Genomic DNA, 14669 nt, shown 5'->3' with positions numbered 1-14669 from the left:
CCTTCCCCGCTAGAGAAGGACGAAACGTGTCGGCCTGGTCCAATAAAAATAACTCTGGTAGTCGGTAGTCGTTAGCTGAACAATTCAATTTCGCACATTTGCGACTAGGCTCTGGAACCACCATTGCCACTCCCAACCTGCTGCACGCGTCATTTCGCGCGCGCAGCAAGCAGTGGAACCAACGACCTTGCGGTGAAGCGAAATTCACCTTTCTCTGAATCCTGCTTATCACGGTCATGAACAGCACCCTCGGGATACCGCGCGATCCAAAAAGTAGACAGCAAAAATGCTGCCCAGGTTACTCGTCGGTAGAATCAAAAAACTCCGTATCCCCTATCTGACACAACATAATCCTCAGCTTCTGGACAGCCTAGTAGGCTGCTGAAGTACGCCCCGCGCAATCGACAACGCTTCAACCTGTGCGGTGGATGTGCTCCACGTATTCCACAATCCAGAAGCTGCGCGTCAGTCCATCGACTTGTTGGCTGTTTAGCGCCGGCTTCCAACCTCATTGCCACGACTACTGCAACTACGAACGGATTTGTCCCAGTCGACGCATGCGCGTGAGACTGTCGGCGACCATGCTCAGGACAAACAGCTGGTCGAAGTTCCTAAGGCAGCGCGCCATCACCTGACGCATGTGCCTCACTGTCTTGACCCAGCCGACGCCTCGTTCGATTCGCTTGCGCCTTTGCTGCGAGATAGCATGTCCTCGCTGTGAGCAATTGCATCAGGAACGGCTAAACGTCGTCGTCGCGAGGTGTTATGTGCCACGTGCGTCGTCAGCTGCCTGCGCCGCGCATGCAACTCACGGGAAAATCGTGTCGAGTTCTCGGATCAACAATTCGGCAAGTTTTCCCGCTGACTTCCAATTTCATGGAAAGTTCCTCCACGCCGCGATCTTAGCAATCTATATCAGCAGCTTGACTCTGACACCCGTTGAGCTTTCGCCGCCTACTGCAAGTAAAATCTCAGCAAAGAATCGGTGTGCTCCCCCTCTTCAAATTGTCGACCCCATTTATTTCCATTGGCCCCGAGCGCCTCCGATAACCCTTTCACCGCCAATAGCTTAGTCATACAATCCGCCAACGCCTTAGGATTCTCAGCCTCAAATAAGTATCCAGTCTCTTCGTCCAGAACCATCTCCGATATCCCACCTCGGTTTGCACCTATAACAGGTATGCCCGCCTGATACGCCTCAATAATCACCAGCGGCGCCGTTTCGAAGCAGGTTGACGGAATAATCAACGCACGGCTTTCGCCAATCACCTCTCGTAGTTTATCACCATTTAAATGGCCGGTCAGCCGAACGTTAGATATGCCATCTCGTTTAATGATTGATGCAATCTCTGCTCGCATCGGGCCATCGCCAACAATCAATACCGTAGCATCGGGAACTAATTTTGCAGCCGCCAACAAAACAAATATTCCCTTTTCCTCTGACAACCTACCCAGGAATATAAATTGGCGATTACTATCCGTATAATTTCCAACTTCCTCGCCCAGGGTCGAACTCCGAGGCGAGAAGTTCGCGAGATAAGAGAGCCGCGACGCCTCGACTCCTGATCGCATGGTCCAATTTAGTAAAAATCTGCTAGGAAGAAGGAACCTATCAACTTGCCTGTGGGCACGTGTGACGCCTCCCCGCAGGTGAAACTCCGCGAGAGATACAGCCGTCAACGCTCTCGAGTTACCGACACATTTCTCCTTCAGCGCAACGCGGGGATCGCATCGATCAAGATGACACGGCCGTCCACATCCAAAAGTCCTCGTAGACGAAGGACACGTGAGGTAGTGATCATGCAATGTCATGAAGACTTTCCCAGCATGTCCTCGCAACGCGAACAGCAAGGCCATCGAAAATATCCTAATCCGATGCAAATGAATTACATCCGGATTGAACTCACGAATCGCGCGCCGAGTAACGCTATATACATCGCCATTCCAAAAAATACTCTTCCAAGTAAGCCTATCTTCTGATGAAATAGACTCCTAGATATCACACCCTTATCAGCCAGCCCTGTGCGACGCGTCCGGAACTACACTCAGGATTCTTACGTCGTGACCTCTGCCACGAAGCGCCTCGGCCTCATTCCAAGCGAAGTTCTCCGCACCTCCGCCTGCCACACCATTAGAGATTATAAGGATCCGCATCACCGTTATTCCTCGCCGCTAGATCTTTCCATGCAAATATATTAAATAAAATTTAACAAAAATAATAAAATCAATATAAATTAAAATAAGTAAAATCAGATATATTATTTATCTGATCTTGCAATCATTCCAAATACAGTAAACAATGGAACCAACATTATCCCCGACGTTGCGCTCTCAAATAGACCAGCTACGGCGAACGAGATCAGCGCCGCCAAGCAAGGTAACGCCAGGCTTCTTACGTTGCTTTTTACTCCTGCCAGCGCGCGAGAAAAAAAATCTGAAAAGCAATAAACAAAAAAAGACAAGAACGGGAATACCGAATTCACTACTAAGCAAAAGATACATATTATGCGGTCCGAATCCCCGCCATCCGCCATATTCGAAATAGACTTTCGAACTCATACCTGGTCCGATACCGAGACCAGGGTTAGCCAGCGTGGCATTTATTCCCGCATCGAGGTTGGCAGCTCGAGCAATCGCAGATCCCTCGTCTCGCTCGGCATAGTGACTGGAGAAGAATCTCTCTTCGAGACTATCTATGATGCTTGTCGATAATGCCAGCATCACTGCACATACCGCTCCCACCAGCAGCCACGTAATTAGGCTTCTCATCGTTCGCCAAATCGCCATTCTTGATTGGCCGTATCGCATTTGAAAGAAAAATATCGATCCAATGGATAAAATAGAACAAAGCAGACCACTTCTCGATAGAGTCAATAATTGTGCGACGCAGCCCAGGACGAACACAAAGAACGTAGCAACCCTTCCCCATCCCCGTCTCATGCATCCAAGTAAGCCGAAGCAAAATGGCAAAAGCACAGAAAACAATAGCGCCTGCGAATTTGCATGCAAAAAAATTCCTACGGTCCGGACCGCGCCAACATCGCCAAAATTGAGGCGTTCCTCCGACAGTTCATCGTTCAAATAGCCAGATACCGGCCAGGTCACGCCCAGGAATTTTTGCATGATCACGATTGCCGCGGAAACGCCAGTCAGAACCACCAAAGATCCGATCAACACTCGTAGCTCTCTCTTTGAGGAAAAGCGCGCCACGTAAAAATATATCAATACGGCCAATGCCCAATCAAAAAGTACCTTTATTGATACTCTAGTATTTAAACTTGTTATCGTTGGCACAATCAAAATTAACCAGAATAAAACTACAAAAATATCCAAACGCTTTACTCGGAGAGGCGAGGCCGATGGGGCACCACTGTGGCTCACGGCCAACCTTAACCCGATTGCCATGGCGCCAAACAGTGACCCAACAGGCAAGAACCCATTTAATCCAGGCACCGGATTATATTGAAGCAGCGGCAAAAACAATAACATTGGTACAAACGACGCCAGCGTCATCATCCACCTCTATTTAGCTTTATATTTTTTTAAAAAATTCCCCTTAAATATATCAAAAACAAAAAACCGTGAGTCGATAAGATAACGCTTTGCAAGCCGCCTAGGCTCTTTGCACAGTCTAAATATAAACCTTACATTTAATTTATCGACGATTCTAGGATAATAATCATACCCACCAATCAACTGATCGAAATAGCCACCGCAAGTGAAGGCTACGCCGCGGAATCCCGCATCCCTCAGATTCAGCAAGAACCTCTCCTGCAGCGGTCCGCCCATGCCACATATTACCAATTGTGCTCCGCTGGAAATTATCTTAGCTATCGCCTCTGAGTTCTCGGTGTAACCATCCACCTTTCCCAATATCTTTAAATTCTCGAATTCTTCACTGATAGTCCTTTCGGCCACAGATATTTTTTCTTTCGAGCTACCTATCAAGAATGTCCCAATCGAATTTTCTTGAGCCCAACGAAAAATAACCGGGGCGAGCGAGGTACTATCGAAACTCAAGCGTCTTATCCTGTAGCCCAGCAGTCCTGCGCCCAGCACGACGCCAATTCCGTCTGCAAAAACAGCATCAAATTCGCCAAGTTCGGTTGAATACGCGTAGTGTTTACGTCTGAGAAAAAATGAATTTGGATTAACAAAAGTTACAATAATACATCTACTCTTGCTGATTGCGTCCTGCAGCGCATGGGTAAAACGATCTTCGCTGACCGCAAGGCTTGACACGCGCAATCCTGCGACTTGAAAATTTGTTACAGTCTCTTCCATAGCCCTAGTCCAGTACCACAGCTCGAAATTCTTCAATTATTTTTGACCAATAGAATTGGTTCCTTACAAACTCCCTACCCTTTCTCCCCACCGCTTCACGTAGGTCGTCATCGTTTGCCAAATTGTTAATACTCTCGATCCACTCGCTTTTTGAGTTAGCACAGAGAAAATGAACTCCTTCTTCACCGTCGATTCCCTCAAATGCAATTGAACTTCCGATAACCGCCTTTCCACTAGCCATCCCCTCGAGCACCTTATTTTTTAAGCCGGCACCAGAAAGTAGAGGCGCAACAACAATATCGGCTTCATTCAAATATTTTTCGATACTCGGTACGGTTCCCGTGATGACAATGTCATTGGACGCGCAGTTAAGTAAAGCCTGAGAGGGGGATCTACCTACCACGTACATCTTCCAACTACGATTTGATACTTTCAAATTTGGAAATATCTCGCTAAGAAAGTACGACGCAGCTTGATCATTAGGGAAATAATCCATCGCACCAGTAAAAACTAGAACAATAGGATCATCTTCATTCTAGGATCATCTTCATTCTTTACTTTTTCCGCCTGAATGGGGTGGCTCTCCACACCATTTGCAACCACACGAATAGATTCCCTATCTCGATTGTATTTTTCTGCCAGATAGTTTCTATCCACGTCAGATATGACAATTAACTCGGTTGCTTTATCGACTACTTCCCGCTCTACTCGCTCAAGAAGTTTCAGCTTGAGATGTGTGTACACTTTGTCAGCACCACGCTTGCTGCTCAAAATGCGTGTGTACAAAAGTGACCAGGCATCGCGCAGATCGACAGAAACCTTTTTGCAAGCGTCTCGAGCGGCCTCGAAATAATTGAATGCGACGAGCCCGTCCAAATGAATTACATCGAATTCGCCTAGATCGCCACGTTCTATCATCCTCTCGAAACGCAGATCTTTAGCGGCAACAAAGAAATGTGGTTTCCGCTGAGCCAGCGCCGATCCGAAGCTTCTTAGTGTCCGTCTCCCAGGAGAAATTGGCACGAATCGAGATACGCCCGTCGCGCTAATAACGTCTGCGGTTTGCTCCGATTCGATCCCCGCTAGCGGAGGGCTCGCAAAAGTTACGGTGTGCATCGAAGACAATCCCCTTAGAAAATGGAGAGTTCTAAGACTTTCACCATCAAGCGTGCCAATAGGAGGCTTGGACGCGATGTAGAGTCCGATGCATTGAATCTGTGGCCTGCGAGCACACGAGTTATTGAATCGGCGATAGATTCAGCCGAGCATGGATCAAACATCAAACCTACGTCTTCGCGCGCACCTATAATTTCCTTTGGTCCTCCAATGTCTGGAACCACGACAGGCTTTCCTCGCGCCAAAGCCTCAATCGTAGTCATGCTAAATGACTCATATCTAGAAGGCACCAAAATCAAATCTTGTTCATCAATAAACGAAAGCGGGTTGTTGCTATGCGATAAAAATTCCACTGACAATTGACCAATCTTTCTTGACGAAGCATCCCGCATTATCTGACTAAAATAGTCGACATCTTTCTTATACTCGTCATTAACTGACCCACACATTTGCAATACGATCTTCTTATCAGGAAATCTCTCTGCAACTATTCGCGAAGCTTTTATAGCTAAATCCTGTCCCTTGATAAATTGAAATCTACCAAGAACCCCTATACGAACGGATGAATTGGTCATTGAAATCGGATCCGATGACGCCCTTATCATTGAATCTTCCGAAAGGGAACCGAGAGGAATAGCGGTGATTGGACATTTCCGGAATCTACAATGCGCCATTACGTCCGTGGACACCGCAATGGCATGCTTTAGCCAGCGTTCGGCCACAATCGATCTGCCTCCGAACGGTTTCTCCCATGGACCGTGTATTGTCCAAACAGCCTTTGGATGCCCAAATAGAGCAGGAACAGTTGACACGGAATATGCATGTACAACATCGAATTCCCGTAGCTCTCTTTCCAAAGATCTATCCCTTACAGGGATGAACTTTAACCATCGACTTCTAATTGGATGAAGCCGCACGGTCACACCTTTTTCATCGAATGCGTTAGCGAGTAAATCACTGTTTGTGAATACCGTAACGTCTTCCGTTCGACTCAGCCTCGATGTCAGTGAGAGCAGATTTCTCTCACCGCCACCCATTATTTTTTGATCAGTTAGAAACGCGATTCGCATAGCTACTTTATCTCGCCGATAAATTCCCGTGTCTTACTTACCCAGTGCGATTCTAATTGTTCCGTTTTTTCAATGTTTATTCCATCGCCAACAACAATTGCACTAGATCTTGATCTCCCACACATATCAAGAAATCCAAATCCCTTGTGGTGATAGATTATCGGAAGGAACGGTATTCCAAGTGCGTGTGCCAGTATATTTCCATGCAACCTAAAGCTGATTATGGCTTTGCAGAGAGACATGCTATGAATGGCGTGTTTGAAATCTCTCGGATATACGACCGGAACACCTGAACGCGCGGACAAACTATCTAGCCAAGAAATCAATTGCACAGTACAACCTAGATTTTTAAGCTCTTCCAACTGCGCCACATAGCAATTTTCTAAATCATCTTTAGACGAATTATCGGATCCAAATAACTTCTTTCTATCGAAATATTGCGCGTAAATTACGCCAACATTTTTAACCTCTCCGTCCGTTGAACGCCATTCTGAACAATCCAACAGCGCAACCGGGTCGATCTCCACTGAAACGCGCTCGCCTCCGACTTTGCATTTATCAACAAGCCACCGCCGAGATTCTTGATCCCTAACGCTTATCTCATCAACATAATCTTCAATGTATCGACGAATCAGATCCTGATTTTTACTATCGAAGATAGGACCAATGCCGACTCCAATCAACGCGGTATGTTTTCCTAGGATCTTCGCCCACTTTAATTGCCGCAACCAAATAGCGGGAACCTTCCGATCCCAATCCGAGAGAAACCCACCCCCCCCCATTACGAACTTATCGCACCATATGAAATAGTAAAAAGTTCTTACCCAGCGAAACAACGCAAGGCATGCAATCCATGATTTCAAGCCGCTAGGCGGTTGATTAGCGGCCTGTATGTTTTGCCATTCCCTGGTATTTTTTGGCCTGTAGGATAGCGCCCTAATTTTTGAATTCATTTCGGTGCGACGATAGTGCTCTATCATCGCCTGGAGGATTGCCTCATCGCCGACATTGCCGAAACCATACCAGCCAGATATGAGAATATTCATTATTGGCCTATTATTTATAAACCACAGATGACTTTAATTTACCGCTCGACTTTGCCTGCATGTATAAATTACTATCGCGTAACAAATTCTCCAATCTCTGCAGGTCGTCGCGAAAACGAATAACCCGGCAGGGATTGCCCGCACATACAGAATATGGAGGTAAGCTCTTCGCGACGACGCTTCCCATTCCAACAACACAGCCGTCTCCAACATTCACCCCTGGGCAGATCATTACTTGATCGCCGATCCAGACTGCTCGACCAATCGATACCGGCTTCGCGACCGTAATCTGGTCATAGGGCAAGTATTCAGGCGCCTCGATGTTGTGGTTTGACGAATGAATGGTGACTCGAGGGCCAAAAATTGTTCCCTCTCCGATGGTTATTCCACCTCGTCCATGCAATTGGACGGCAGGGCCGAGGTAGACGTAGTCACCAATCGATATATTCTGACTATCTGTGATCACGCCGCCGTGCCACTCGCAGTTCGCTCCTATCCCTTGAAAATCTGTCCTATAAAGTTTCCAATTCAAATATATGCCCCGCAGTTTTCCGTTAATTCTATCGAGCAACACGGTAAATTCTCCAATAGAACATAATCAAGACAAAAAACGCACCGAGTAGCCTAGTTGATAGATTCACGCCAGCGGCTGCCTCCACACCAAAGCGTGGCACCAGATACATACAGAAGCCAGATTAGGACCCATCACCATCGGAACGATGATCTTTGACATTAGAATCAACACAGCCAATGGAAGTGCAAATAAAATCGAATTTCGTATAGCTTTTTTTAAATACCTATCTATATCAATTCTATGTTTTAGTCCCACCGCTAATGGGATCAAAACCGTCCCGCAGGCTCCCGTGAGGACGGAGCCAACTATGCTGAATCGCTGTGCGGCTCCATATGCGGCAATCTCCGATGGTGGAAGATACGAGGCGACAATCAATACATCTGCCTTCATAACTACTAACGCCGAGAACGAAGCAAGAAGATTCCACTTTAATAGACTAAAGAATTCCCTGAAATACGGCTTCAGTTCATTCATATCAATAATACTTAATTTAGCCTCGACTATGAGTCGAATAAATTTCGGAATACAGACGATCGCCGAAATACCATAAATCAGAGAAATCAGACCAAAATCACGGTTCCCAAAATAAATCAGAGCAAATATCGCCAATACTCTAGCTATAGGCAATATTATCCTGAAGACAGCCAGGCGCATGAAGTCAGTATGTGACTGATCTACTGTCAAACAGAATTGATAAGCGACTTCTGTTACGCTACAAAATAGGGCAGCATACAGAAATAGCTCCGTTACTCCGTACACTCCGGGACTAATTCGATAGAAGTATATTGATCCGATTACGAAGGACGGAAAAAAAATAGCCGCCTTTAGTGCAATGACAACGAGAATCAAGAGCCTCTCCTCACGAGAGGAATCATCCTCGCTTGTCAGCTTTTGACGGAAGAGGTTTACGAATGTAACCGCCATCCCCAAATCGCAGACCATTACGATAGTGGTATATATCTCGAAGAATATTGTGTATTGGGCATATTCGTGTTGCGAGAGACTCCTCGACACTGCGATCTGAAAAAGGAAGCCGAGCCCACTTGAAACTATGGACGACAATAGAACCACAAGGCTAGCCGACTTCCTAATCTTCATATACCAAAAAACTTCTCATCTCTTAGCTGCAATTACCACTGTCAAAGTGGAACCCATAGATCACGCTCTCCCGTAGATATCTTCAAAACGAACGATATCATCCTCCCCCAGATACGATCCAGATTGGACTTCAATAAGCTCAAGCGGAATTCGCCCAGGATTTTCGAGACTGTGAGTTTCCCCGATTGGTATATAGGTGGACTGATTTTCAGTTAGCAAATAGTCCCGATCGCCGTTCCGTATGCGAGCCGTTCCGGAGACGACAATCCAATGCTCCGCGCGATGATGGTGCATTTGCAGTGATAATTTTGCCCCAGGTTTTACCGTGATACGCTTTACCTGATAGCGCTGGCCCCCGTCGACCGCATCATAACTTCCCCATGGTCTGTAGACTTTACGATGGGCGGAAGCCTCGCTGGTTCCCCGTTCGCGGACCATGTCCACCAGTACTTTGACTTCCTGACATTGGTCTTTGTGTACGACTAATACGGCATCCGGCGTCTCGACGACCATTACATCTTCGAGTCCCGCGATTGCCACAAGGCGATGCGAAGCTTGAACCAAGCAATTCTTTGTATTGTGAGTAAGGACATCGCCAGTACTGACATTTCCTTCAGCCGTTTTGGTGCCAATTTTCCATACTGCGTCCCACGAGCCCACGTCGCTCCACTCGAGGGGCAATGGCAGCATACGGGCTCTCTTAGTATTCTCCATCACCGCGTAATCGATGGAGTTTACGGGACAGCGCTCATAGGAATCTGCTTGCAAGCGAAAGAAGTCCAGATCGTTCGTGCCGTTCACTACCGCTTCGCGGACGGCAGACAGAATCTCCGGCGAGTGTGCCTCGAGTTCAGCTATGTATACTGACGCGCGAGACAAGAAAATTCCGCTGTTCCAGAAATAGTTCCCATCCGACAGGAATTGGGTCGCTCGCGGAAGCGAAGGCTTTTCCTCGAAGCTAGCAACTTCATAACTATTGTCACTGCACCGAGCGCCGGCTTGAATATAGCCATAGCCTATCGCCGGCGCCGTGGGAACGATGCCAAAGGTAACGATGGCCCCGCCTAGCGCCGCTGACACGCCTTGTTCCACTATGCTGCAGAAGGCAGATGCATCCCGGATCAGGTGATCAGCTGGCAGGAGCAGGAGTAACGGATCTTTCCCTGAGGCCACGGCCGATAGAGCGGCGGCAGCGGCAGCCGGTGCAGTGTTGCGCGAGCAAGGTTCGAGTATGAACGCCGCGTTATTGGTCCCGATCTCGCGTGCTTGCTCGGCAACCTCAGGCGCGCCAATTCCCGTCACCTCCCTCACGCGTAGCAAGGTGTCCTGCAGGAGTGATCTCGCTCCCAAGAGTTTCAGAAGCTGTTTAGGATGACCTTCGCGAGATAGTGGCCAAAGGCGCGTTCCCGACCCTCCGCAAAGAACTACCGGAGTGATGACGGTGGCTGCTTCCATCCGTGTTTCCCTTCTAAAGAATCAAGAATCAAACACACCGCTCGCGTCGAATCAGTCGCAAGACGGACCGCGATTTCCTAGCGGCGTACGCAAATAAGTAAAGAGATTTCAAAATTAGGCACGAGAGCTTGCTACCGGTCCTTGGGGGCCGGACGTTGATAGAACGTTCGCGGACCGGGCGCCTCGTCGGCCCTATTGGAGTCTCAACAACCTCATCACACTCAATCGCTCGAAGAGCTAGTGCTGAAATCTGCGATCGAGTAATGAGTTTCCGAAGCACATGTTTTTGTCGTCTACCGACCGCAGCGAGAAAACCCGACTTCAAGACGTTGTTCGCCTACGTTCTGTTCCCTACCTGCTGCGCAGGTTCCTGCGGCGCGTAACCGTAGTATGCATATCGGTATCGCCCATACTTCGAGCCGTATCCGTAGCGGTAAGCATTTGGGTCCAACCCATTGAAGACTACGCCACTGACATCCGCATTGGCCTGCCGCAATTGTTTGGCCGATTCCGTGACCTCGCCAATGGTCGTCTTCTCGAAGCGGGTGACAAGGAAGACCGTGCTGCAACGCGCCGCCAAAATTGCTGTGTCGGACACTGCGAGTACAGGTGGTGTATCGATAAGCACAAGGTCATATTGTTCGCCCGCTTCGTGCAGCAGCTTCACCATACGCTCGTTAAGTAACAACTCTGCGGGATTGGGTGGCAAGGCGCCAGTACTGAGAAAATCAAGATTGTCGAAGACATTGCGATGGACCGCCTGGTCAAAGCCCACGTTTCCTATCAAAACGTCGGACAGGCCGTTTGTCCGTTCCATTCCAAAGTAATGGTTCAGGTAGCCTTTGCGCATATCTGCGTCTACAAGTAGCACTCGCTTGCCGCCCGTGGCCATCACCACCGAGAGGTTGGCGGAAATGAAGGATTTTCCTACACCCGGTGTCGGTCCCGTCAGCAATACACGGTTGTTGTCAGCATCGAGCATCGCAAATTGCAGCGCTGTGCGGAGGCTACGCAGGCTTTCGATCGATGGCTCGTTGGGGTTCCGATCCGCGAGCAGGAACTTGCCACGCTTGCGCAGGCGAATCTCTTCGGTCAGCGAGGCTTGTGCAAGCGAGAGGGGGACGGTGGCATACACGTTCAACCCGGTATGCTGTTCGATATCCTGGGAATCGGTGATGCCCCCATAGAGCGCATTTCGCACAAAGGCGGCGACAACCCCAACCATTAGGCCGAGGATAGCGGACAATGCAATTGTCAAGCCCTTTTTTGGCTTGATAGGCTCTTCGGGGATCGGGGCGTCATCCAGCAGGCGGACGTTTCCGACCTTGCCCGCCTTTACCAACTTAAGTTGCTGCATATTGTTAAGCAGTCCGACGTAGAGGTCGTTGTTGACCTGCACATCGCGCATGAGACGTAGCGTGTCCTGCTCCACATTCGGAAACGTCTTCATCCGAGCAGCCATACTCCCAACTTTCGAGTTTAGAGTTGCGATCTGCTCATTCAAGGCCTGAACACCAGGATGCGTGGAAGTGAAACGCGTCAGCAATTCTGTACGCTTCTGCTTCAGCTCTAGCAAGCTCGTTTCAGCGGTTACACTCTCCTGCAAGAAGGCCTTTCCTTCCTCACTCAAGTTGAAGGTGTTGCGCTTGTTGCGCATCTCGTTGTATTTGACCTCCGCACGCTCAAGTTCGGTCTTCAATTGCGGTAATAGATCCCCGAGGAAGACCAGAGACTTCTCAGCCTCCGCAGCCTTTCGCTTGATGTTCTGGGCAACGTATTCATCGCCAATATCGTTCAGGATGCTGGCAGTGAGAACAGGATCGGTGCCGTCGAGTGACGCACCAATGATCCCGCTCTGTTTGCCCTGCTCTGCGATCTTGAGCTGATCCTGTAGCCTCTCCAGCGTCTGTAACCGCGATGCACGCACCAGGTTAAAAACGATACCGGGCTTTGCTTTGAGATCAGTCACTAACAAGGAAAAGCTACCTGCGCTTTGATTTGCCTCTAAGCGCTCGCCCACACGACCTTCCAACGGGCTATCGAGACTGCTCTGTTCGAGCCGGTAGCGCCCCTCGCCCAACGACATTAACTTGAATTTCTCCCCCTCCAGCGAGTCAGGAACATCGAACAACTCAACTTTGATCGATTCCTTGGCCCATGCGAAGCCGCCGAAGCCAAACAGGCCTGGCTCGGACAGTCCCTTTGCCCGACTGGCAATCCACGCACCAACAAAGGGAAAGTAATTCGGCTTTCCCGAGATATATAGGCGCAAGTTATCCACCGCTTTTCCTACGACCATGCGCGAGCGAATAATCTCGATCTCAGCGGTTGCCTCAGCCTTGACATCAAAGAGGCTGGAGACGTCACCCAGTAGGCTCTTCGCACTATTAGGATTGTCTTCCACTTGCACTAGGATGTCGGCCTGGTAGACCGGACGCGCCAGGAAGGCATAGGCTATTCCAAGCACGAGCACCGCGCCGGCAATGGATGCAATCAGCCATCGGCTAGCCAGCAGCACATCCAAATAGTGGACGAGATCGATCTCGTCTTCGGGCGGTCCGGCTACGATGACTGGAGGAGGGTTCTGATTCATTGGCTCGACTGCAAAATCTGTTAACGGAGTGCCTGAATGCGGGGCACCCAAGCTTCCACGCCGCGCTGGATCAAATCGAGCGCGTCCTCAAAGGCGGGGCGGTCCTCGCGAAAGGGGTCCGGAATATCGAATTTGGCAAGTTCGCCCATACGGAATACGCGACCGGTTGTTGCCGGGTGCAGACGCTGAATTTCCTGCCGCTGCGCGTTATCCATCACCAGAATCAGATCCGCTTGCCTCGCCAGACCGCCATTCAGTTGCTGAGCCCGATGGCCTGAGATGTCCAAACCAAGCTCCCTCATTAATGCAACCGCGTGCGGGTCGGGAGGTTGGCCTACTAGCGCGCCCAATCCGGCCGATATGACTCTCGTATCCGGGAGCACGTGTTTCAGCAGGCCCTCCGCCATTGGGCTCCGGCAAATGTTGCCAATGCACACTACTAGTACGGTCTTGATCATTTCAGTGTATTGGCAGTGGAAGTGAAGAAGTTTCCGCTCGGTAACAGCTGGTTTATCACGCGGCTCCACCGCACTACGCCGGCTGCATCCACATACACGACGTCTTTAGGTTTCAGTTCAAAGGATTCCGCCAACGCCAGGGAGACCGGAGACTTGCCATCGAGATGGAAGACCTGCGCCTCGCCGTCCGCACTCTTGCGGATTACGTACAGTTCTTTCGCATCGGCCGAGGACGGATTCACGCCACCGGCTTCGCCGATGGCCTCATTCAGTGTCAGGCGACCGTTGCGCGGGAGCACGGTGGATGGGCGCACAACTTCACCAGTGACAAATACCTTGCTGTCTTCACGTTGCTCCACGCGAACGATATCCCCGTTACTCAGCATGACACGCGTAGGATCGATACCTTGGCGCAATAGAGCTGGCAGATCGACGTAGTAGTTCTTGCCGTTGCGACTAATGCGGATGCGGCTGTTGTCGCCATGCGGATGCGGCTGTTGTCGCCTGTGAGCACATTTACGCCACCTGCGCGGTTGATCGCTTCCACGAGCGTCATTGGCACGTCGTCAATACTCTGCGGGCCAGGCACCTTTACCTCCCCATCCATGTACACGCGTTTGCTGCGAAACGCGAGTACGCGCACTGTGACTTGCGGCATGTTGACGACACTCTTGAGCTGCCTGCTCAAGTCACCACGAATCTCGTCGGGCGTCTTGCCAAGTACTGTCACAACGCCAGCGTAGGGAAACTGGATGGTGCCAGCTGGGCTCACTACATAGCCGGGCACATTCGCAGCACCGCCAAGTGCGGGAATATCGTAGGCCGTGCCGATTGTGTATGTCTGCGTGGGAAATACCAGCTCAGGATGGTCCCAGACAACAATAGAGAGAATATCGCCGATACCCACCGTATAGGCTTGTGGCGAGCCAAGTAACTCCTCCACTCTCTCGTTTGCGGGCGTACTGCTAGCCTTCA

12 protein-coding genes and 2 pseudogenes are annotated in these 14669 nt (G+C 49.7%); all 14 read right to left on the bottom strand.

Annotation, left to right across the window (positions count from 1 at the left end):
• Positions 1-954: 954 nt before the first annotated feature.
• Positions 955-1953: a glycosyltransferase gene (locus OR16_RS48600; protein ID WP_423739711.1), complete on the bottom strand. Its 999-nt coding sequence runs from the start codon at positions 1951-1953 to the stop codon at positions 955-957.
• A 378-nt stretch (positions 1954-2331) separates the two neighbouring features.
• On the bottom strand, positions 2332-3516 hold the full coding sequence (locus OR16_RS42310) for an O-antigen ligase family protein (RefSeq protein WP_081488992.1): 1185 nt from the start codon (positions 3514-3516) through the stop codon (positions 2332-2334).
• A 6-nt stretch (positions 3517-3522) separates the two neighbouring features.
• On the bottom strand, positions 3523-4284 hold the full coding sequence (locus OR16_RS42305; RefSeq protein WP_081488991.1) for a WecB/TagA/CpsF family glycosyltransferase: 762 nt from the start codon (positions 4282-4284) through the stop codon (positions 3523-3525).
• Positions 4285-4288: 4 nt separating this feature from the next.
• Positions 4289-4780, bottom strand: coding sequence for a glycosyltransferase family 4 protein (locus OR16_RS42300; RefSeq protein WP_081488990.1), 492 nt, complete (start codon positions 4778-4780; stop codon positions 4289-4291).
• A 14-nt stretch (positions 4781-4794) separates the two neighbouring features.
• Entirely contained in the window at positions 4795-5400 is a 606-nt protein-coding gene (locus OR16_RS42295; RefSeq protein ID WP_081488989.1) for a glycosyltransferase, read from the bottom strand.
• Between the two features lie 14 nt (positions 5401-5414).
• Complete coding sequence (locus tag OR16_RS46900; protein WP_237717362.1) at positions 5415-5975, bottom strand: glycosyltransferase family 4 protein; 561 nt, start codon at positions 5973-5975, stop codon at positions 5415-5417.
• Positions 5976-6038: 63 nt separating this feature from the next.
• Positions 6039-6437, bottom strand: a pseudogene (locus tag OR16_RS48595) (glycosyltransferase); the annotation flags it as partial.
• A 35-nt stretch (positions 6438-6472) separates the two neighbouring features.
• Entirely contained in the window at positions 6473-7516 is a 1044-nt protein-coding gene (locus tag OR16_RS42285; RefSeq protein WP_081488988.1) for a polysaccharide pyruvyl transferase family protein, read from the bottom strand.
• Between the two features lie 10 nt (positions 7517-7526).
• Positions 7527-8090: an acyltransferase gene (locus tag OR16_RS43845; RefSeq protein ID WP_141639966.1), complete on the bottom strand. Its 564-nt coding sequence runs from the start codon at positions 8088-8090 to the stop codon at positions 7527-7529.
• A gap of 63 nt (positions 8091-8153) precedes the next feature.
• A complete protein-coding gene (locus OR16_RS36650) occupies positions 8154-9188 on the bottom strand; it encodes a lipopolysaccharide biosynthesis protein (RefSeq protein ID WP_006164085.1) in 1035 nt (344 codons plus the stop codon).
• Between the two features lie 60 nt (positions 9189-9248).
• Positions 9249-10643 carry a mannose-1-phosphate guanylyltransferase/mannose-6-phosphate isomerase gene (locus tag OR16_RS36645; RefSeq protein WP_043422624.1) on the bottom strand — a complete coding sequence of 465 codons (1395 nt, stop codon included), beginning with the start codon at positions 10641-10643 and terminating at the stop codon, positions 9249-9251.
• Positions 10644-10980: 337 nt separating this feature from the next.
• The gene (locus tag OR16_RS36640) at positions 10981-13236 is read right to left on the bottom strand and encodes a polysaccharide biosynthesis tyrosine autokinase (RefSeq protein WP_006164083.1); all 2256 of its coding nucleotides are present in this window, start codon (positions 13234-13236) and stop codon (positions 10981-10983) included.
• Positions 13237-13256: 20 nt separating this feature from the next.
• A complete protein-coding gene (locus OR16_RS36635; RefSeq protein WP_043422623.1) occupies positions 13257-13694 on the bottom strand; it encodes a low molecular weight protein-tyrosine-phosphatase in 438 nt (145 codons plus the stop codon).
• Positions 13691-14669: pseudogene (locus OR16_RS36630) on the bottom strand (polysaccharide biosynthesis/export family protein); the annotation flags it as partial. The gene OR16_RS36635 and the pseudogene OR16_RS36630, both read right to left, overlap by 4 nt.

The sequence above is a fragment of the Cupriavidus basilensis OR16 genome (assembly GCF_000243095.1).
GTDB lineage: Bacteria > Pseudomonadota > Gammaproteobacteria > Burkholderiales > Burkholderiaceae > Cupriavidus > Cupriavidus basilensis_D.
This window is presented reverse-complemented; position numbering and strand designations above follow the sequence as displayed.